The following is a 19,787-nucleotide window of genomic DNA, read 5'->3' on the forward strand; positions in this document are numbered from 1 at the left end:
GGGGCGCTGTGCTCGGGCGCGTGGCGGGCGCTGCGAGGATGGGCGGGTGACTGGAACGCTCGTGCTCGCCGGGACCCCGATCGGCGACCCCTTGGACGCCCCGCCCCGGCTGGCCGCCGAACTGGCCGCGGCCGATGTCATCGCCGCCGAGGACACCCGGCGGCTGCGCCGGCTGACACGTCAGCTGGAGATCGAGCCGGGCGGCCGGATCGTCTCGTACTTCGAGGGGAACGAGTCGGCGCGCACACCGGAGCTGGCCGAGGAGCTGGCGGGCGGCGCCCGGGTGGTGCTGGTGACGGACGCGGGCATGCCGTCCGTCTCGGACCCGGGGTTCCGGCTGGTGGCGGCGGCCGTGGAGCGGGGGGTGCGGATCACGGCGGTGCCGGGCCCCTCGGCGGTGCTGACGGCGCTGGCGGTCTCGGGCCTGCCGGTGGACCGGTTCTGTTTCGAGGGTTTCCTGCCGCGCAAGCAGGGCGAGCGGCTGGCGCGGCTGCGGGAGGCGGCGCAGGAGCGGCGCACCCTCGTCTACTTCGAGGCGCCGCACCGGCTGGACGCCACGCTGGCCGCGATGGCGGAGGTGTTCGGCGGCAGCCGGGAGGCCGCCGTCTGCCGGGAGTTGACCAAGACGTACGAGGAGGTGCGGCGCGGCCCGCTCGACGAGTTGGCCGCGTGGGCGGCCGAGGGGGTGCGCGGGGAGATCACGGTCGTGGTGCGGGGCGCGGCGCCGCCGGATCCGGGCGCGCTGGGTCCCGCGGATCTCGTCGCCCGGGTCGAGGCCCGCGAGGAGGCCGGTGAGCGGCGCAAGGAGGCGATCGCCGCGGTGGCGCGCGAGACGGGCGTTCCCAAACGTGAGGTCTTCGACGCGGTCGTGGCGCGGAAGCACGCGAAGCCGTGACCGGGGGGCCGCCCGGTGCACGGCCGGTTGTTCCCGGCCGCGGGTAAAAACCTTGCGCGCCGGGGCAAAGAGAACTCCTCGCGGCGACCGGGTTTTCTGACGCCGGAACAAAATCTGCGCCAATAGAGGGGCAGAGCTGCTGCATTTCTCTCCGACCGGGAGTCCACTGGGAGGCGGGCGTCACCGCCCGGAGAGAGGAGTTGCCATGAAGCACGACGTCAGCGGCGCACACACCACCGCGGCCCGGACCACGGACCGGACCGCGCACGAGGCGTACTCCTTTGCCTGCATGAAGTGCGGTCACGGTTGGGAGCAGGAATACGAAATACGCCACCTCGAATATGCCGACGGGCGGCCGCTGATCGCCTATTACGCCGACGGCGAGCGCGTTCCTTCACCGCTCACCCGGCCCACCTGCCGCAATTGCGAGGGGCATCTCGTGCGCATCATGCGTTCCGGCCGGGTTTCCACGGCGGAAGCGGCCCAGTTGCACCACTGAGTATTTCCCCGGGCATCCGGGCGGCGTTTTCCGGACGGGTGCGGACGCCGGACGGCCGACCGGAGCGGGCCGCCGGGGCCGCATTATCATCGCGGGCATGTCCACCCCCTCCGCCGACTCCCCGTCCGCAGCCCGCTCCAAGCCGCGAGCAGAGCAGGAGCCGCCCCCGCTGCCCGAGCCCCTCGCGGTGCCCGTCGCCGACTCGCACACCCATCTGGACATGCAGGTGCCGTCCGTCGCCGAGGCCCTCCGCGACGCGGCCTCGGTCGGTGTGACGACGGTGATCCAGGTGGGCTGCGATCTGGAGCGCTCCCGGTGGGCGGCGGATGTGGCCGCCGACTGGGAGAACGTGTGGGCGGCCGTCGCGCTGCACCCCAACGAGGCGCCCCGGCTGGCGGCCGAGGAGGGTGAGGAGGCGCTGGACGAGGCGCTCGCCGGTATCGAGAAGCTGGCGGCGCTGCCCCAGGTGCTCGCCGTCGGCGAGACGGGCCTCGACCACTTCCGCACCGGCGAGGAGGGAAAGGCGGCCCAACAGCGCTCCTTCCGGGCGCACATCGCGCTCGCCAAGCGGCTGAACAAGGCGCTCGTCATCCACGACCGGGACGCGCACGCCGATGTGCTGCGCATCCTGGACGAGGAGGGCGCCCCCGAACGCACCGTCTTCCACTGCTACTCGGGCGACGCGGAGATGGCGCGGCACTGCGCCGAGCGCGGCTGGTTCATGTCCTTCGCGGGGAACGTCACGTTCAAGAACGCGCAGCCGCTGCGGGACGCGCTGGCCGTCGCCCCGCCGGAGCTGGTCCTCGTCGAGACGGACGCGCCGTTCCTCACACCGTCGCCGTACCGGGGGCGGCCCAACGCGCCCTACCTCGTTCCGGTCACGCTGCGGGCCATGGCGGAGACGAAGGGCATGACGGAGGAGACCCTCGCCCGGCACGTCGCGGCCAACACCGCCCGCGCCTTCGGGTACTGATTCCACCGGCCCGGGGCCGCGCGGCCCCGGGCCCGAACACCCGAACACCCGGCCACACGGCCGCGGTTCACGACACAGGGTGACCGCCCGACTTTGGATGGTGACGACGGCTCCGCTACAGTCCGCGCCCGCCGGGCCTGTCCGACAGGCTCCCACCGGCCGGACCCTTGGAGCGCGCCGTGAGCCAGACCCCCACCCTGCCGTACGCCCCGCACGCCTCCTGGGCACAGCGGCCGGGGGACCACGCACCGGCGCACGAGCCCGTACAGCAGTGGGAGCCCGTACAGCAGTGGCCGGAGGCGTGGGCACAGGAGTGGGGGCGACAGCCGACGCAGTCGTGGTCGTGGGAGGACGTACGGCCGCCGGAAGAACCCTGGACGCAGCAGTCGGCCCAGCAGTCGGCACAGCAGTCGACGCAGCACGTGCCCCTGCAATCGGCCCAGCAGCCCACTCGGCAACTCACACAGCAGTGGACGCAGCAGGGGACGCCTCAGGGGGCAGCGCACTGGGCACAGCAGGGGACGCATCAGGGGACACAGCAGGGGACACAGCAGTGGGCGCAGTCTCCGGCGCATTCCTGGGCGCGGACCGGGGAGCTGGAACCCGCTCAGCTGTGGTCGCCGTGGTCGCCGTCCGCTGCTGAAGCCGGGGACGGCGCGGGGCAGTCGGCCGGGCACCGGCTGCGGCCCGGCCCCGCGGAGACGCCGGAGCCCACCATTCCGCTCCCCCGGTTCGACGTCCCTCCCGTCTGCCCTCCCACCGTGTCCCTGGACACGTCTCCCGTCGCGTCTCCCGTCGTGTCCCCGGGCGCACCCGAGGGCCCGTGCGGGCCCGCGCCCGTTCCCGTGCCGTACGCGGTGGGCGGGGCGTACGTGCTGCCGCACACGCCTGCCGGCCACCCGACCGCCGGCCGGGCCCACCGTCGCGCGGGCGGCGCACGCCGGGCCGGGACGCAGAGCCAGGGAGGGGAGGCGTGGCGGCGGCTGGTCCCGCAGGCCGCGGTGGTGGCGGTGCTGGCGGGCGGGACGTCCGCGTTCGTCGCGCACGACAAGGCCGTCGAGCTGGACGTCGACGGACAGCGGCACAGCCTGCACACGTTCGCGGGCAGCGTCTCCCAACTGCTCGCGGACGAGGGCGTACGGCCGGGCGGGCACGACGCCGTCGAGCCGGGCCGCGACGCGCGGCTGGCACACGGCGACACGGTGACCGTCCGCTCCGGCCGGCCCCTCCGGCTCACCCTGGACGGCCGGGTCCACCGGGTGTGGACGACGGCGGGGACGGTGGGCGGCGCCCTGCGCGAGCTGGGGGTGCGCGCCGCGGGCGCGCGGATCTCGGCCCCGCTCACGGCGCGGGTCCCGCGCTCAGGGCGCGAGCTGGAGGTGTGGACGGAACGCACCGTCGGCGTCCTGGCCGACGGGCGCGAGCGGCGGGTGCGGACCACCGCGGAGACGGTCGGGGAGCTGCTGCGCGCGGCCGGGGTGCGGCTGCGCGGCGAGGACACGGCGTCCGTGCCGCTGGACAGCTTTCCGCGCGAGGGGCAGACGGTCACCGTCATGCGGATCACCGGCGGCGAGCAGGTCCGCGAGGAACACATCCCGTTCACCACCGTCCACCGCGAGGACCCGCGGCTGCGCAAGGGCACCCAGGTGATCGCGCAGCGCGGCAGGCCGGGGCTGCGGCGGATCACCTACGCGCTGCGGACCGTCAACGGCGTGCGGATGAAGCCGCGGCGCACCGGTGCCGAGGTGCTGCGCGAGCCCCGTACCCAGGTGGTGCGGGTCGGCACCCGCACCGGGCCGCCCCCGGTCGCGGGCGCCGAGGGGCTCGACTGGTCCGCGCTGGCCCGCTGCGAGTCGGGCGGCCGCCCCGACGCCGTCGACTCCTCCGGCACCTACGGCGGCCTCTACCAGTTCGACGCCCGCACCTGGCGCGGGCTCGGCGGGAGCGGCCGCCCGCAGGACGCCCCGGCCGCCGAGCAGACGTACCGCGCGAAGAAGCTGTACGTCGCACGGGGGGCGAGCCCGTGGCCGGTGTGCGGCCGTAAACTGTCGCGGTGAGCGCTGCCCCTTCCCCACCGCACGGCCCCGACGGCCACCCCGGCACCCGTCCCGCACCGGCGGGAGAGGCCGGGTCCGGCACCGCCCCCGGCGGTGCGGACAACAGCGGCGCGGACAGCGGCGGCGGGGACGGCGGCGCGCTGCTCGGTCCCGCCGAGGTCCGCGAGCTGGCCGCCGCGCTGGGGGTGCGCCCCACGAAGCAGCGCGGCCAGAACTTCGTCATCGACCCGAACACGGTGCGCCGTATCGTCCGTGCGGCCGGGGTGCGGCCGGACGACGTCGTCGTGGAGATCGGCCCCGGCCTCGGTTCGCTGACGCTGGCGCTGCTGGAGACGGCCCGCCAGGTGACGGCCGTCGAGATCGACGACGTGCTGGCGGGGGCGCTTCCCGCGACGGTCGCCGCGCGCCTGCCGGAGCGGGCCGGCCGGTTCACGCTCGTGCACGACGACGCGCTGCGCGTCACCGCGCTGCCGGGCCCGGCGCCGACGGCGCTCGTCGCCAACCTCCCGTACAACGTGGCCGTTCCGGTCCTGCTGCACATGCTGGCGACGTTCCCCGGCATCGAACGGACGCTGGTGATGGTGCAGTCGGAGGTCGCCGACCGGCTGGCGGCAGCGCCCGGTTCGAAGGTGTACGGGGTGCCGTCGGTCAAGGCCGCCTGGTACTGCGAGGTGAAGCGGGCCGGCGCGATCGGCCGGAACGTCTTCTGGCCCGCGCCGAACGTCGATTCGGGGCTGGTCTCGCTGGTACGCCGCCCGCACCCGCCGCGCACCACCGCTTCCCGCGACGAGGTCTTCGCCGTCGTGGACGCCGCGTTCGCGCAGCGGCGCAAGACCCTGCGGGCCGCGCTGGCCGGCTGGGCCGGTTCGGGGGCCGCCGCCGAGCAGGCCCTGCTGGCCGCCGGCGTCTCCCCGCGGGCGCGCGGCGAGTCGCTCACCGTCGAGGAGTTCGCGGCGGTCGCCGAGCACGGCCCCCGGGCCGGTGCCGGCCCGCGCCCGGAGAAGGAGGCGCCCGGCCCGGCCGGCCGCACGGCCCCGCCGGTCACCGCACACCCAGCACGACAGGACGAGGAGGAGCCCCCCGCGTGACCGAGCCCGCCGCCACCGTCACCGTTCGCGTACCGGCCAAGGTCAACGTCCAGCTCGCGGTCGGCGGACCGCGCCCGGACGGATTCCACGACCTGGCCAACGTCTTCCTGGCCGTCGGCCTGTACGACTCCGTCAGCGCGACCCCGGCGCCCGCGCCCCGGCTGACCGTCTCGGGCCCGGACGCCGCCCTCGTCCCGCTGGACGAGAGCAATCTCGCCGTCCGCGCCGCACGCCTGCTCGCCGACCGGCACGGCCGGGAGCCCGACGTGCATCTGCACATCGCCAAGGACATCCCCGTCGCGGGCGGTATGGCGGGCGGCAGCGCCGACGCGGCCGGTGCCCTGCTGGCCTGCGACCGGCTGTGGGGCACCCGCACCCCGCACGAGGAACTGCTCGCGCTGTGCGCCGAGTTGGGCTCCGACGTGCCCTTCAGCCTCACCGGCGGCGCCGCGCTCGGCCGTGGCCGCGGCGAACTGCTCACCCCGCTGGAGACCGGCGGGGAGTTCCACTGGGTGTTCGCCGTCGCCGACGGCGGGCTGTCCACCCCGGACGTCTACCGCGAGTGCGACCGGCTGCGGCAGGCCGAGGGGCGGGGCGCGGACGCCGTCCCGGAGCCCGAACCGGATCCCGCGCTGCTGACGGCGCTGCGCGCCGGGGACGCCGCCGCGCTGGCCGCCTCCCTGCGCAACGACCTCCAGCCGGCCGCCGTCTCGCTGCGCCCCTCGCTCGCCGAGACCCTGGACGCCGGGCTCGCCGCCGGTGCCCTCGCCGGACTGGTGTCCGGCTCGGGGCCCACCTGTGCGTTCCTCGTCCAGGACGCCGCCTCGGCCGCCCGCGCCGCGCAGGCCCTGCTCGCCTCCGGCACCTGCCGCACCGCACGCCCGGCGGTGGGCCCGGCGGCGGGCGCGACGCTCGTCTGAGGCCGACGGGGCCGCCGCCCGTCAGGCCGTCGGCCCCGGGGGTTCCGCCTCTCCCCGCAGATACCGGCTCATCATGGCGACGAGTTCGTTCTCGAAGCGGTCGCGGTCGACGGCGGGTCCGGTGCGGGAGGCGACGTGGTGGACGACCAGTTCCAGCGTGCTCGCGATCAGCACGGCCGCGGTGGCGGTGTCGGCCACCCGCACCTCGGGGTGGGTCTCCAACACCTCCCGCAGATAGGCGATGTTGGCGTCCTCGTGCTCCTGGACCATCGCCATCACCTGGGGCGTCCGGGGCGAGCGCTCCGCGAGCACGCGGAGGTACTCCGGCGGCTCGACATGGTTGCCCAGGACGATGCGCACGAACAGCCGCAGTACGGCGTCGAGCGACTCGGGCAGTTCGCCGGAGCGCACCCGCGCGCCCGCGGCCATGCCCGCGTCGAGGTGCTGCGCCGTCAACTCGGCCAGGATCGCGTCCTTGTTCGGGTAGTACTGGTACAGCGAGCCGATCGAGATCCCGGCGGCCTCCGCGATCCGGTTGGTGGTGCCCGCGGCGTAGCCGTACTCGGTGAAAACGTGAGCAGCCGCTCGGAGGATCCGCTGCCGGGTTATCTCGGCCCGGGCCTGTTTCGGCTGTTTGCGGGGCCGCAGCCGCCGCCCGTCCGCTGCCATGGCACCTCCTGTGACGCATCGGGAAAGCGAGTACCGCACAAGGCGAGCAATTGCTCATAATTATGCCCTGACCAGCGAGGACGCCGATGTCACCGGCCTCCTGGTGCCGCGATCCACCCGAGAGGCGTGCGGACATGCCACGAATCCAGCTGCCCGAGACCCGCAGGATGATCAACCTCCGGGTGCACGAGAACACCCGCATCAGCCCGCACTTCCGGCGCATCACCCTCGCCGGCCCGGAGCTGGAGCATCTGGAGCACTCCGGCTACGACCAGGGCGTCCGGCTGTTCTTCCCCCGCGAGGGACAGGAGGACCTCCGGATGCCCAACCTCGCCGGCAACGCGTGGATGGTCGAGCTGATGCTGCTGCCGAAGAGCCGCAGGCCCTGGGTGCGCAACTACACCGTGCGCCGGCTGCGGCCCGAACAGCACGAGCTGGACATCGAGTTCGCCGTGCACGGCACGGGCCCCGCCAGCGCCTGGGCCACCCGCGCCCGGCCCGGCGACCCCGCCGGCATCTTCGACCTGGGCCGCACCTACCTGCCGCCGCGGCACGCCGACCGGCAGCTGCTCGTGGCGGACGAGAGCGCGCTGCCCGCCGTCCTGTCGATCCTCGACGACGCTCCTCCGTCCCTGCGCGCCGAGGTCTTCCTGGAGGTGCCCGGGACCGACGACATCCGCACCGGCACCGGGCTCGACGCCCGCGAGGGCCTGCGCATCCACTGGCTCCCGCGGGACGACGATCCCCGCACCCCCTCGATACCGGGGCGCCTGGCGCTGGACGCCGTGCGCCGCGCCGACCTGCCCGAGGCGCCCGGCTACGCCTGGGTGGCCGGGGAGGCCGGGCTGGCCACCGGGGTGCGCCGCCATCTGGTCGGCGAACGGGGCTGGGCCAAGTCCGACGTCGCCTTCGTCGGCTACTGGCGCACCGGCCGCTCCTCCCCCGGGTGAGCCCGCCCGTCAGTGGTGCCAGGCCCGCCCACCGGTGTTGTGGATGAACCGCTGCAACGCCTTCATGGTGACCAGGTACTCCTCGTCGGAGATCCCCGCGTGCCGCTCGGCCCACAACTCGTCCTGGAGCCGCGCCGCCCCGGCGTACAGCTCCTCCCCCTCGGCCGTGAGCCGCAGCCGCCCTGCGGCGTCCTCGACGAGCCACCCCCGGACGACCGCCTCGTCGATCTCCTCCCCCAACGACCGGTCGCCCACGTCGAGATACCCCCGCAGCACCTCGGTCACCTCGCCCCGCGTCCGCCCCTCACCGGCCGACGCCGCGACCCGGGCCAGCACCCACCACTGCGGCTGGCTCAGCCCGAGCCCGGCGAGCGCCCCGCGCGTCCGCGACACCACGGCCTTCGCCGCGGCCCAGCTCCAGTACCCGATGGGCTGCCGGATCAGTTCCTCATCGCTGTGCGAGTACTCCACGGCCGACTCCCTCGTCCACGGTTCCGACTGCTGACGAGGGAAACCTAGAAGTTGAAGCCAAGTTGAAGTCAACGGCCGCCCGTGCGGCCCCGGCCGACCCCGCGCCGGACCCGGGCACCCTTCGGCTCAGCCCACCACGGCCCGCAGGGCGCGGAGGATCGCCTGGGGCCGGGGGTCGCTGGTGACGGACTTGTGGAGGGTGTTGGTGACGTAGCCGAGGGCGAGGCCGGACTCCGGGTCGGCCATACCGAGGGAGCCGCCGCGGCCCGGATGACCGAAGGAGCCGGGGCCGTACATCGGCGCCGCCGGGCCGTGGAGCATGTAGCCGAGGCCGAAGCGGGTGGAGACGAGGAGGACCCGGTCGGGGCCCTCGGACTCCTGGGAGCGGGCCTGGGTGAGGGTGGCGGGCGTGAACAGCCGCCGGCCCTCGCTCTCGGGCGGCCCGGTCAGCTCCTCTCCCACGGGGCCGATGAGCGCGGCGTAGAAGCGGGAGAGGGCACGGGCGGTGGCGACGCCGGAGGAGGCGGGGAGTTCGGCGGCGCGGTAGGCGGGGTCGTTCTCGTCGGGGTGCGGGAGCACGACGTCGAAGGCGCGCCGGGTCAGCGAACCGGGGTCGGCCCAGGCGTCGAGGACGGCCCGCTTGGGGCGGGTCCGTACGGCGCCGCGGGCCGGTGGCGGGGCGGCACCCTCGGCAACGCGGGCGATCCGGGCGGATCCGGGTGCGGCAGCGGCGGCGGCGACGGCGTCGGGGAGCCCGATCCAGGCGTCGAGGCCGAGGGGACGGGCTATCTCGTCGGCGAACCAGCGGCCGAGCCCGCGCCCGCCGGTCGCCCTGCGCATCAGTGCGGACAGCAGCCAGCCGTAGGTGTGCGGGTGGTAGCCGTGTGCGGTGCCGGGTGTCCACTCGGGGGCCTGGGCGGCGAGCGCCCGGGCGGTGTGCGCCCCGTCGAGCAGCTGTTCAGGCGTGAGGGACGTATCGAGCGCGGGCAGTCCGGCGCGGTGTGCCAGCAGATGGCGGACCAGCACGCGTTCCTTGCCGTTGGCCTTGAACTCCGGCCAGTAGGTGCCGACGGGCGCGTCCAGGTCGAGCTGGCCGCGCTGGTGCAGCAGATGCGGGACGGCCGCCGCGAGACCCTTGGTTGCGGAGCGGACGACGACCGCGGTGTCCCGTTCCCACGGCGGAGCCGTCGCGTCGCGCGGGTCGGTGGTACCGCCCCACAGATCGACGACCTTCCGGCCGTCCCGGTGCACGGCCACGGCCGCGCCCGCCTCCCCGAGCTCCTCGAAGTTCCGTACGAAGGCATCGCGGACGGGTTCGTACCCGTCCGCCACCGTTCCGTGAACGACTGCTGCCACGCTTCCTTCGCTCCCGTCGACTCCACCGGCGCCGTACGCCCGCCGGACACCCGCGCCTTCGCACCCTCGGCCCCCGCACCCCGCCCCGCGCACTCCGGCACCCCGCCCCGCCCGGCCCGCCCCGTGTGACGGGACAGCGCCGGGAGTGCGGGGGCCTCCGCTCGCGCGGTCCTCGTCCCGAGCCGTCTCGTGCGTGTCCCCATCGTCCTACGGCGCCGCGGCGGACAGGGCGCGGGGGTACGGCGTCACCCGGCCCCGCCCGGGCGGACACGCGGCCGGTCGCGCAGGCGTTCGGGCGGGGCGCGGGCGCGTCGGTCGTGGTGGCGGATCCGGTGGCGCTGGGAGGGTGTCGAGGGTGCCGCGCGCCGGGTCGCACGCGGGCAGGCACCCCCGAGTGCCGCGCACGCCCGTGCGAGATCACAGCGCGGGGAGGCGGGAGAGTATTCACGAATGACCGGTTTGTGAGTGAGCCGGGTCACTTCCTGACCGGCTGTGGTGCACCTCACCTGCCGTCCCGGGTGACTGTCCGGGCCCGCCGCGCGTCTGTCCAGACGAAGGGGCAACCCGGTGCGCGCGGTCCCGCGGTGAACAGCCCGGGTGTTCCCGACCCAGAGGAGCAGATGTGTACAAGGTCATCGACCACACCGTGCAGGCCCAGCTCATCACCAACCCGCCCACGACCCGGTCCCTCACGCCTGCCCTCCGCTACGACGAGCTGGATCCGCTGGCCGTGCGCATCGTCTTCCCGCCGGACATCTCCCTGGACGGGGCCGAGGTCTCCTGGGTGTTCGCCCGCGAGCTGCTCGCCGAGGGCCTGCGCGGCCCGGCCGGCGAGGGCGATGTCCATGTGTGGCCCTGCGGGCTGGAGCAGACGGTGATCGAGCTGCACACCGGGGAGGGCGTCGCCGTGCTGGAGTTCCGCGCGGCGGATCTGTGGGGCTTTCTCCAGTGCTCCTACGAACTGGTCCCGGCCGGCGGGGAGAGCGCCCGGCTCGATCTGGACGAGGGGCTCGCGAGCCTGCTGCGCGGGGTCTGAACCCCTGCCGGGCGGAACCGTACGGCGCTCCGCCCGGCGGTCGCCGCGCTCCCCGGCACCCGGACTTCACCGACGCCACCCGGCACCAGGCGCCCGGACTTCACCGACGCCACCCGGCACCCCGGGGCGCACCGGCGTCACCCGGCGACACCGAATGCGTCCGGCCTCCGGACGCACCGGCGCCCCGGGAGCCGTCGGCCCCCGGGGTCACCGCGTCACCTGTGTCGGTTCGGCGTCAGACGCGGGTGTGTTCCGGGCGGCGCTGGGCCGGGATGTGCGGTGCGGGGCCCGGCTGTCCGTCGCCGAGGCGCTGCCGGAGGCGTTCGCCCTCGACGTCGACGTTCGGCAGGAGACGGTCCAGCCGGCGCGGCAGCCACCAGGCCCGGCGGCCCAGCAGCCCGAGGACGGCGGGCACGAGCGCCATCCGCACCACGAAGGCGTCGAACAGGATCGCGACGGCGAGGCCGAAGCCCATCATCTTGATCATCGGTTCCGAGGCGCCGACGAAGCCGGCGAAGACACTGATCATGATGACGGCCGCCGCCGAGACGACCCGGGCGCCCAGCCGGAAGCCGCTGATCACGGCCGCTCCCGGACCCTCGCCGTGCACATACGCCTCGCGCATCCGGCTCACCAGGAAGACCTCGTAGTCCATCGCGAGGCCGAAGATCACGCCCACCATGAAGATCGGCATCATGCTCATGATCGGCCCGGTCTGTTCCACGCCGAGCAGCGAGGCGGCCCAGCCCCACTGGAAGACCGCGACGACGGAGCCGAGCGCCGCCAGCACCGAGAGCAGGAAGCCGAGCGCGGCCTTCAGCGGCACCAGCACCGAGCGGAAGACGAGCATCAGCAGCAGGAACGCCAGCCCGACGACCAGCGCCAGATACGGGATCAGCGCGTCGTTCATGACCTGGGAGAAGTCGATGGCGACGGCCGTCGAGCCGGACACCAGCAGCTTCACCCCCGTCTCCCACTCGATCTCACCGGCCTGACCGCGGATCGCGTGTACGACGTCCTCGGTGCGCGCGTCGCTGGGCCCGTACTCCGGGACGGCGGTGAACGTGGCGGTGTCCCCGGCCTTGTTGGGGGTCGCGGGCGTCACCGCCGCGACGCCGTCCACCCGCTCCAGACGCTTGGTGATCTCGGCGAGCGCGGCCGGTGCGTCCTCCGCGCCGCGGGTGTCGGCGACCCCCGTCAGCGGGCCGTTGAAGCCGGGGCCGAAGCCGTCGGAGAGCAGGTCGTATGCCTTGCGCTGGGTGGTGCTCTCGGGCTGGTTGCCCTCGTCGGGCAGGCCGAGCTTCATCGAGCCGACGGGCACGGCCAGCGCGCCGAGCGCCAGCACCGTGGTGACCAGCACCAGGACCGGCCGGCGCAGTACGAAGCCGGCCCAGCGCGCCCCGGCCTTCGGGCGCTCCCCCGCAGCTCCGGCGGCGGGCGGCGCCCCGGTGAGCGGGTTGGCCTTGCGCACCCGGCGTCCGAAGATCCGCTTGCCGACCAGGCCGAGCGCGGCCGGCACCAGCGTGAGCGCGACGAGGACGGCGATGACCACGGTGCCGGCCGCGGCCAGGCCCATCTTGGTCAGCACCGGGATGTTGACGACCGAGAGCCCGGCGAGCGCGATCACGACCGTCAGCCCGGCGAAGACCACGGCGGAGCCGGCCGTTCCGACCGCGCGGCCCGCGGCCTCCTCGCGTGCGCGGCCCTCGCTCAGTTCGGCGCGGTACCGGGAGGCGATGAACAGCGCGTAGTCGATACCGACGGCGAGGCCGATCATCATGGCCAGCGTCGAGGTGTTGGCCGACAGCCCGAGGGTGGCGCCGAGCGCGGCGATCCCCGAGATGCCGATCATGACCCCGATGAGCGCGGTGACCAGCGGCAGTCCGGCCGCGATCAGCGATCCGAAGGTCAGGATCAGCACGATCGCGGCGACGGCTATCCCGATGATCTCGGCATTGCCCATGTCGGGCTCGGTGAGCAGCGCGTCCCCACCGGTCTCGACGGTCAGCCCGGCGTCCCGCGCCTGCTGGGCCGCGTCCTCGATGCCCTCGCGTGTGGCGTCGGTGAGGTCCTGGGCCGGGGCCTTGTAGGTGACCGAGGTGTAGGCGATGCTGCCGTCCTTGCTGATGGCCCCGCCGCCCTCGAACGGGTCGGAGACCTGCGCGGCCTGGCCGCCGCCCAGCTCGCGGACGGTCTCGCGCACGGCCTCCTTGTTGCGGGTCGCCGTGATCTTCTCGCCGGTCGGCGCGCGGAAGACCATCCGGGCCGTCGCGCCCTCCGCGTGGGTGTCGGGAAAGCGTTCCTCCAGCAGGTCGAAGGCCCGCTGCGCCTCGGTGCCGGGCAGGGCGAAGTCGTCGTCGGGCGGTGTCGAGGCGGTGGACGCGCCCACACCGGCCGCGACCAGCAGCGCCACCCAGACGAGGGCGACGATGCGGCGGCGCCGGAAGGCGAGCCTGCCGAGCTTGTAGAGAAAGGTGGCCACGTGAGGGTCTCCGGGTCTCCAGGCGGAACGGACGGACGGGCGGATCGGGCAGACGGACGGGCGGGCGGACGGGCGGGCGGGCCGGCGAAGCACCGGCCGCGGACCGGCGAGCGGACCTGCGGACGGACCGGCGGAGCCGACCGGCCGAGCGGGGCGCGGGACCGGCGGGCGGGGCCCACCGGCCGACCGGCGCCCGGAACATGAGAGTTCATGTCAAACGACGCGGACTCGCAGGAGAACGATGAGTTCCGGCCAGGAAGTGAGGCGCAGGTCACAACTTGCCGGTGCGCTGCGGGCGTCGAACCATGGGAGAGATGACCGAGGACGGCGCGGCCCGCGCATCCCACACGGCGGACCCGGCTCGGCCGGCCCCGCAGGCCCGGGCGGCCGAGGCGGCGCCCGCGGCCGGTGACTACCTCCGCTATCCGCATCTGCACGGCGACCGGCTCTGCTTCGTCGCCGAGGACGACCTGTGGATCTGCCCGCTGCCCGCGCCGGGCGAGCCCCCGCCGCGCGCCTGGCGGCTGACGGTCGACCGCACCCGGGTGGCACATCCCCGCTTCTCGCCGGACGGCTCCCTCGTCGCCTTCACGACCTGGCGCAGCCTCGACCCGGAGATCCATCTGGTGCCCGCCGAGGGCGGCCCGGCACGGCGGCTGACCCACTGGGGCGCGACCGACACCCGCGTACGCGGCTGGACGCCGGAGGGCGACGTCCTGGCGGTCGCCTCGCACGGCCAGCCGTTCGCCCACCACGCCTGGTCGTACCGGGTGCCGGTGCACGGGCCCGACGCACCGCCGCCCGGCCGGGACGAGCCCTCCTGCCCGGGCAGCCGGCTGCCCTGGGGACCGGTCTCCGACATCGCCGTCGGCGAGCAGGCGGGCGAGCGCCGCACCCTGCTGCTGACCGGCACGCCCCCGCACGAGCCCGCCTCCTGGAAGCGCTACCGGGGCGGGGCGACGGGCCGGCTCTGGCTCCAGGGCGCGCGGCTGCTGCCCGGACTCGAAGGCCATCTGGAGGCCCCGATGCTGGTCGGGGAGCGGATCGCCTTCCTCTCCGACCACGAGGGCATCGGCAACCTCTACTCCTGTCTGCCGGACGGCTCCGACCTGCGCCGGCACACCGACCACGCCGACTTCTACGCCCGGCGCGCCGCCACCGACGGGCGCCGGGTGGTCTACCAGTGCGCGGGCGAACTGTGGCTGGTGGACGACTTCTCGCACACCGCGCGCCCCCGCCGGCTGCGGCTGCGGCTGGGCGGGCCGCGCACCGGGCGGCGCGGCTACCAGATCCCGGCCGCCGCGCACGTCGAGGCGCTGGCCGTGGACCCGACCGGGCGTGCCAGCGCGGTGGGCGTGCGCGGCAGCCTGTACTGGCTCACCCACCGCGACGGGCCGGCGCGTGCGCTGGCGGACACCCCCGGGGTGCGGGTCCGGCTGCCGCGGATGCTGGGCGGCACCGGCCGGATCGCCTATGTGACGGACGCGGAGGGCGCGGACGCGATCGAGATCGCCGATCTGCCCCGGGCGACGGCGCCGCGCCCGCCCCGCCGGGTGGCGGCCGGGGCGCTGGGCCGGGTGCTGGAGACGGCCGCCTCCCCGGACGGGAACACCGTCGCCGTCGCCACGCACGACGGCCGGCTGCTGCTCGTCGACGTCTCCGACACACCGCGCACACCGCTGGACGACGGCAGCGGCGTCGGCGCACCGCTCGAACCGCCGGACGACGGCGGCGACGACGCGGGGCGGCGCCCGGAGGACGGCGCCGGGCAGGCCGCGGAGGAGCCGCCCGGCGGCATCACCGAGCTGATCCGCTCCCTGAACGGGCCCGTCGGCGACCTCGCCTGGGCGCCCGACTCCCGCTGGCTGACCTGGGCACACCCGGGCGTCGGCCGCTCGCTCGCCCAGATCAAGATCGCGAAGGTGCCGGACGGCTGGATCACCGACGTCACCGACGGCCGGTTCGAGGACGAGCAGCCCGTCTTCACCCGCGACGGGCGCTATCTCGCCTTCCTGTCCTGGCGCGGCTTCGACCCGGTCTACGACGTGCACACCGGGGATCTGTCCTTCCCGCTGGGCTGCCGTCCCTACCTGGTGCCGCTCTCGTCGGCGACGCTGTCACCGTTCGCGCTCACCCCGGAGGGCCGGCCGGCCGCCGGCGGCATGGATCCGCAGGACCGCACGGGCGACGAGGGGCCGGAGACCACGGTGCTGGTGGAGACCGAGGGGCTGGCGAACCGGGTGACGCCGTTCCCGGTGACCGCGTCGAAGTACTCGGCCCTGGAACCCGTCGCCGGGGGCGGGGTGATCTGGCTGCGCTTCCCCATCTCCGGTGCGCTCGGGGAGACCTTCGTGAACCCGGCGGACACCTCGGGCCGGCCCACCCTGGAGCACTTCGACCTCACCACGGCCAAACGCACCGAACTGACCAGCGACATCGACTGGTTCGCGGTCAGCGGCGACGGGACCCGGCTCGTCGTCCACGACGAGGGCGACCTGCGCGCCGTGCCCGCCGACGAGAGCGCCGACGCCAACTCCACCACGCACATCGACCCGCGCCGCATCCTGCACGACGTGGACCCGGCCGCCGAGTGGCGCCAGGCGTACGAGGAGGCGGGCCGGCTGATCCGGGCGTACTTCTGGGACCCGGGCATGAGCGGCATCGACTGGCGCGGCATCCTCGACCAGTACCGCCCGCTCGTCGAACGCGTGGCCTCCCCGGACGAGTTCGCCGATCTGCTGCGCGAGGTACTGGGCGAGCTGGGCACCTCGCACGCCTATGTCACCCCGGCCCGGCGCGACGAGGGGCCCCCGCACTACCAGCGGCCCATCGGCTTCCTCGGCGCCGACCTGGTGCACACCCCCGAGGGCTGGAAGATCGCCCGCATCCTGCCCGGCAACTCCTCGGACTCCCGGGCCCGTTCACCGCTGGCCGGGACGCCGGTACGGGAGGGCGCGGTGCTCACCCATGTGGACGCGCGCCCCGTGGACGACGCGGCGGGGCCGGGGCCGCTGCTGGCCGCGGCCGGCGGGACGACCGTCGAGCTGTCGGTGCGGCAGGAGGGGCCGCGGCGGGTGGCCGCCATGCCGCTGATCGACGAGCGTCCGCTGCGCTACCAGGACTGGGTCGCACGCCGCCGCGAGGTCGTCCGCGAGCTGAGCGGCGGCAAGTGCGGCTATCTGCACATCCCCGACATGGGCGGCTCCGGCTGGGCCCAGTTCAACCGGGACGTGCGGCTGGAGGTGTCCTGGCCGGCGCTGATCGTCGACGTCCGGGGCAACGCCGGCGGGCACATCAGCGAGCTGGTGCTGGAGAAACTGACCCGGCACATCCTCGGCTGGGATCTGACCCGCAACGCGCAGCCGGTCTCCTACACGAGCAACGCACCGCGCGGGCCCGTCGTCGCCGTCGCCGACGAGGCGACCGCCTCCGACGGCGACATGATCATCGCCGCCTTCCGGCTGCTGGGGCTCGGCCCGGTGATCGGCGCCCGGACCTGGGGCGGAGTCGTCGGGATGACCGGCCGGCACCGGCTGGTGGACGGCACCGTCATCACCGTGCCGATGAACGCCGCGTGGTTCGACGGCTACGGCTGGTCCGTCGAGAACCACGGGGTCGCGCCCGACATCGAGGTGCTGCGCACCCCGCTGGACTGGGCCGAGGGCCGCCACTCGGTGCTGGAGACGGCCGTACGCACCGCGCTCGACCTGCTGGAGCGCCACCCGGCACGCACCCCGCCGGACTACAGCGACGTACCGGACCGCTCCCGTCCGCCGCTGCCGCCCCGGGAATGACGCCTGGCTCCGTCCCGGACCCGGCCCGGATTCCCCGCGTGCGCGACCGGTGTGCCCGTCCGGCGCCGGAGCCCCGCGGTGGGCCACGGCGCCCGGGTCCGGGCCCGAGCCCGGGCCGAAGGCCGTGCGGGGCCTGTACCGGAACCGGCACCGCGGTCCCGTGCCGCGGTCCGGATCAGGGGTGGCAGCGTTACGGCAAATGCCGGACATGCGAGCTTTGCGACCCCGTGCCAGGCTGGAAGAAGCCACCTGAACGCTGTCCCCGAAGGAGTGACGATGGGTCTCTCGGACCAGTTCAAGGACAAGGCCGAACAGCTCCAGAACAAGGCCAAGGAAAAGATGGGCGACTCCAAGGAGCAGTCCGGCGAGCAGCGCTCGCAGGGCGGCAAGACCGAGGAGATGAAGGACAAGGCCCAGCAGCAGGCCAAGGAGCGCACCGGCAACAAGGACACCGGCAAGGGCGGGCACGAGAGCTGAGCCCCGGGGCTCCGGGCCCTGGCACCCCGGGGCCCGGAGCCTTCGAGCTCCGCCGTTCCCGCACTGAACGCGCCCTGGGCCCCCGGGAGTCCGCGCCACGACCGGCGTGGCCGCTCCCCGGGGCCCCGGCGTTCTTCCTCGGCTCACGCCCCGGCCCGCGCCCCCACGGCGCACGGGCAGGGGCGCCGTTCACCGTGCCGCGCGCTCCTTCTCGTCGGCCGCGCCGCCCGCGCCCACCAGGCCGGAGCCGAGGCCGCGCCCGGTGACGCGGGCGGCAAGGGCCTTCATCTCGCGCTGTCCCAGCGCCCCGCCGATGAGCGACGGCAGATAGCCGCGGACGCCCTGCATCCCGCGCAGCCACCACTGCCCGTACACATGCGCGGAACGCCGCTCGATACCGTCGACGAGCCGGTCGACGGCCGGCCCCAGCGGATACGTCCGGTTGGTCGGCCACGGCAGCCGCTGCCGTGCTTCGCGCAGGGCCTCGTCCCGGTCGGCGCCGCGCACCATGTCGGTGTCCGTCCAGCTGAGATAACCGACCCCGACCCCTACCCCGCGGTAGCCGACCTCGGCACGCAGGCTGTGCGCGAAGGCTTCCACGCCGGACTTCGAGGCGCAGTAGGCGGTCATCATCGGCGCCGGAGTGATCGCGGCCAGCGAGGCGACCTGGAGGAAGTAGCCGCGCGAGGCCACCAGCGCCGGCAGGAACGCCCGCCCGGTGACGGCGCCGCCGACGAGGTTGACCTCGATGACCCGCCGCCAGGAGACGGGGTCGGAGTCCATGAACGGGCCGCCGGTGGCCACCCCGGCGTTGGCGACCGCGACGTCGACCTTCCCGAAGCGGTCCTTCACCTCCGCCGCGACCCGCGCCATCGCCTCGTGGTCCGTGACATCGGCGTGCCACCAGGCGGACTCCGTGTGCAGCCGGGCGCTCACCTGCTCCAGCTCGTCCGGCTCCAGACCCACCAGCGCGACGTGGGCACCGCGCGCCGACAGCTTCCGTGCCAGCAGCTCGCCGACCCCGCGGGCCGCGCCCGTGACGACCGCGACCTGCCCCTGAAGGCTCACCCTGCTCATGCGCTCTCCTCCGTGCTGCTCGTCGCCGCTGCCGCACCGGGCCCGGCCGTCCCGGCCGCGCCCGTCCCGCCGTCCGTCCCGCTCGCCGCCGCGCCGCCGGCCGGACGCGGGAGGTGGTCGCGCACCAGCCCGGCCAGGACGGCGCTCACCGTCTCCGGCTCCTCCAGCGGCGTCATGTGGCCCCGGCCCGCCAGCTCGTGCACGCCCGCGCAGTGCGGCAGCAGCGCCGCCAGGCGACGGGCGTGCGGCAGCGGGGTCAGACGGTCGTGGGTGCCGGCCACCACGGCGGTCGGCACCTCCAGCCGCGGCACCCGGGCCGCCAGGTCCAGCCCGGCCAGTACGGCGCCCCAGGCGGCGCGCACCGGCGTGGGGCAGGCGTGCACGAGGGCCGCGGTCGCCTCGACGGTGTCCGGGCGCGGCGCGCGGCCCAGCGTGCCGTAGGCGAGGGCCTTACGACTGAGCGGTGTGACGGGACCGAGCGGGGTACGGGCGTGCAGCAGCAACCGGTGCGCCACCGCGCGCGCCCGCTCGGAGGGGAGCGGGAACACCCGCGCCTGCCCGGGAAGATGCTGCGCTCCCGTGCTGCACAGCAGCAACGCGGCGGCGTGGGCGCGCAGTCGGGCCCGTCCGGCCGCTGCCATGATCGTCATGCCGCCCAGCGAGTGCCCGCCGACGACCGCGCGTTCGCCAGGCTCCAGCGCCGTCTCCAGCACGGCGCACAGATCGTCGGCGAGCATCGCGGTGGTGCAGGCCGCCGGCGTCGCCGGGGCCGGGCTGCGGCCGTGGCCGCGCTGGTCGTAGGCGATGACCCGGTGCCCGGTGGCGGTCAGTTCGCGGATGACCGGCGCCCAGAACAGCGTCGAGCAGGTCCAGCCGTGCACGAGGACGACCGCCGGAGCGGGCGCACCGCCCGCTGCGGAGCCACCGCCGGGGCCGTACACCTCGACGGGGAAGGCGACGCCGTCGCCGGAGCGCGCGGTCAGCTCCCGGTCGGGGACCGGCGGCGTGTACCGGCCCGTCAGCCCGCGCGGGGCGGCGACCGC

Annotated in this window: 16 protein-coding genes; 10 read left to right on the plus strand and 6 right to left on the minus strand. The window is 75.0% G+C overall.

Annotation, left to right across the window (positions count from 1 at the left end):
* The first annotated feature begins 46 nt into the window (after window positions 1–46).
* From rsmI to SCA03_RS09690, 6 genes are all read left to right on the plus strand, one after another.
* The gene (gene rsmI, locus SCA03_RS09665) at window positions 47–895 is read left to right on the plus strand and encodes a 16S rRNA (cytidine(1402)-2'-O)-methyltransferase (protein WP_030877334.1); all 849 of its coding nucleotides are present in this window, start codon (window positions 47–49) and stop codon (window positions 893–895) included.
* 205 nt (window positions 896–1,100) lie between these two features.
* Complete coding sequence (locus SCA03_RS09670) at window positions 1,101–1,394, plus strand: hypothetical protein (RefSeq protein WP_086817252.1); 294 nt, start codon at window positions 1,101–1,103, stop codon at window positions 1,392–1,394.
* 97 nt (window positions 1,395–1,491) lie between these two features.
* Complete coding sequence (locus SCA03_RS09675) at window positions 1,492–2,367, plus strand: TatD family hydrolase (RefSeq protein ID WP_078872862.1); 876 nt, start codon at window positions 1,492–1,494, stop codon at window positions 2,365–2,367.
* A 179-nt stretch (window positions 2,368–2,546) separates the two neighbouring features.
* Window positions 2,547–4,424, plus strand: coding sequence for a resuscitation-promoting factor (locus SCA03_RS09680; protein WP_371863908.1), 1,878 nt, complete (start codon window positions 2,547–2,549; stop codon window positions 4,422–4,424).
* Between the two features lie 140 nt (window positions 4,425–4,564).
* The gene (gene rsmA, locus SCA03_RS09685; protein ID WP_211293548.1) at window positions 4,565–5,512 is read left to right on the plus strand and encodes a 16S rRNA (adenine(1518)-N(6)/adenine(1519)-N(6))-dimethyltransferase RsmA; all 948 of its coding nucleotides are present in this window, start codon (window positions 4,565–4,567) and stop codon (window positions 5,510–5,512) included.
* A complete protein-coding gene (locus tag SCA03_RS09690) occupies window positions 5,509–6,432 on the plus strand; it encodes a 4-(cytidine 5'-diphospho)-2-C-methyl-D-erythritol kinase (RefSeq protein ID WP_086817256.1) in 924 nt (307 codons plus the stop codon). The genes rsmA and SCA03_RS09690 overlap by 4 nt, the downstream gene beginning before the upstream one ends.
* Window positions 6,433–6,453: 21 nt before the next feature.
* Here SCA03_RS09690 and SCA03_RS09695 read toward each other — a convergent pair whose 3' ends face one another.
* Window positions 6,454–7,101 carry a TetR/AcrR family transcriptional regulator gene (locus tag SCA03_RS09695; RefSeq protein WP_086817258.1) on the minus strand — a complete coding sequence of 216 codons (648 nt, stop codon included), beginning with the start codon at window positions 7,099–7,101 and terminating at the stop codon, window positions 6,454–6,456.
* Window positions 7,102–7,235: 134 nt separating this feature from the next.
* Here SCA03_RS09695 and SCA03_RS09700 point away from each other — a divergent pair, with 134 nt between their 5' ends.
* Complete coding sequence (locus SCA03_RS09700) at window positions 7,236–8,051, plus strand: siderophore-interacting protein (protein ID WP_230988561.1); 816 nt, start codon at window positions 7,236–7,238, stop codon at window positions 8,049–8,051.
* A gap of 9 nt (window positions 8,052–8,060) precedes the next feature.
* Here the strand turns inward: SCA03_RS09700 and SCA03_RS09705 are convergent, their stop codons facing one another.
* Both SCA03_RS09705 and SCA03_RS09710 read right to left on the minus strand, forming a co-directional pair.
* A complete protein-coding gene (locus SCA03_RS09705; protein WP_086817262.1) occupies window positions 8,061–8,522 on the minus strand; it encodes a MarR family winged helix-turn-helix transcriptional regulator in 462 nt (153 codons plus the stop codon).
* 126 nt (window positions 8,523–8,648) lie between these two features.
* The gene (locus SCA03_RS09710; RefSeq protein ID WP_141275309.1) at window positions 8,649–9,878 is read right to left on the minus strand and encodes a serine hydrolase domain-containing protein; all 1,230 of its coding nucleotides are present in this window, start codon (window positions 9,876–9,878) and stop codon (window positions 8,649–8,651) included.
* 622 nt (window positions 9,879–10,500) lie between these two features.
* Between SCA03_RS09710 and SCA03_RS09715 the strand changes: the two genes are divergently transcribed.
* Window positions 10,501–10,914: an SsgA family sporulation/cell division regulator gene (locus SCA03_RS09715; protein ID WP_030877304.1), complete on the plus strand. Its 414-nt coding sequence runs from the start codon at window positions 10,501–10,503 to the stop codon at window positions 10,912–10,914.
* A 235-nt stretch (window positions 10,915–11,149) separates the two neighbouring features.
* Here SCA03_RS09715 and SCA03_RS09720 read toward each other — a convergent pair whose 3' ends face one another.
* Window positions 11,150–13,396, minus strand: coding sequence for an MMPL family transporter (locus SCA03_RS09720; RefSeq protein WP_086814309.1), 2,247 nt, complete (start codon window positions 13,394–13,396; stop codon window positions 11,150–11,152).
* Between the two features lie 314 nt (window positions 13,397–13,710).
* On the opposite strand from SCA03_RS09720, the gene SCA03_RS09725 reads away from it, so the two are divergent.
* Together SCA03_RS09725 and SCA03_RS09730 are read left to right on the plus strand one after the other, a co-directional pair.
* Window positions 13,711–17,190: a S41 family peptidase gene (locus tag SCA03_RS09725; protein WP_141275310.1), complete on the plus strand. Its 3,480-nt coding sequence runs from the start codon at window positions 13,711–13,713 to the stop codon at window positions 17,188–17,190.
* Between the two features lie 276 nt (window positions 17,191–17,466).
* On the plus strand, window positions 17,467–17,667 hold the full coding sequence (locus tag SCA03_RS09730; protein ID WP_030877295.1) for a hypothetical protein: 201 nt from the start codon (window positions 17,467–17,469) through the stop codon (window positions 17,665–17,667).
* A 189-nt stretch (window positions 17,668–17,856) separates the two neighbouring features.
* Here SCA03_RS09730 and SCA03_RS09735 read toward each other — a convergent pair whose 3' ends face one another.
* On the minus strand, window positions 17,857–18,744 hold the full coding sequence (locus SCA03_RS09735) for an SDR family oxidoreductase (protein WP_086818102.1): 888 nt from the start codon (window positions 18,742–18,744) through the stop codon (window positions 17,857–17,859).
* Window positions 18,741–19,766 carry an alpha/beta fold hydrolase gene (locus tag SCA03_RS09740; RefSeq protein WP_169729695.1) on the minus strand — a complete coding sequence of 342 codons (1,026 nt, stop codon included), beginning with the start codon at window positions 19,764–19,766 and terminating at the stop codon, window positions 18,741–18,743. Before SCA03_RS09740 ends, SCA03_RS09735 begins: the two co-directional genes overlap by 4 nt.
* Window positions 19,767–19,787 lie beyond the last annotated feature (21 nt).

This window comes from Streptomyces cacaoi (assembly GCF_006539165.1).
Classification (GTDB): Bacteria; Actinomycetota; Actinomycetes; order Streptomycetales; family Streptomycetaceae; genus Streptomyces; species Streptomyces cacaoi.

Bases quoted from the DNA above. Each gene is read 5' to 3' on its own strand.
- SCA03_RS09700 (WP_230988561.1), top strand. From the start codon at position 7,236: ATGCCACGAATCCAGCTGCCCGAGACCCGCAGGATGATCAACCTCCGG.
- SCA03_RS09695 (WP_086817258.1), bottom strand. From the start codon at position 7,101: ATGGCAGCGGACGGGCGGCGGCTGCGGCCCCGCAAACAGCCGAAACAG.
- SCA03_RS09730 (WP_030877295.1), top strand. From the start codon at position 17,467: ATGGGTCTCTCGGACCAGTTCAAGGACAAGGCCGAACAGCTCCAGAAC.
- SCA03_RS09675 (WP_078872862.1), top strand. From the start codon at position 1,492: ATGTCCACCCCCTCCGCCGACTCCCCGTCCGCAGCCCGCTCCAAGCCG.
- SCA03_RS09670 (WP_086817252.1), top strand. From the start codon at position 1,101: ATGAAGCACGACGTCAGCGGCGCACACACCACCGCGGCCCGGACCACG.
- SCA03_RS09735 (WP_086818102.1), bottom strand. From the start codon at position 18,744: ATGAGCAGGGTGAGCCTTCAGGGGCAGGTCGCGGTCGTCACGGGCGCG.
- SCA03_RS09725 (WP_141275310.1), top strand. From the start codon at position 13,711: ATGACCGAGGACGGCGCGGCCCGCGCATCCCACACGGCGGACCCGGCT.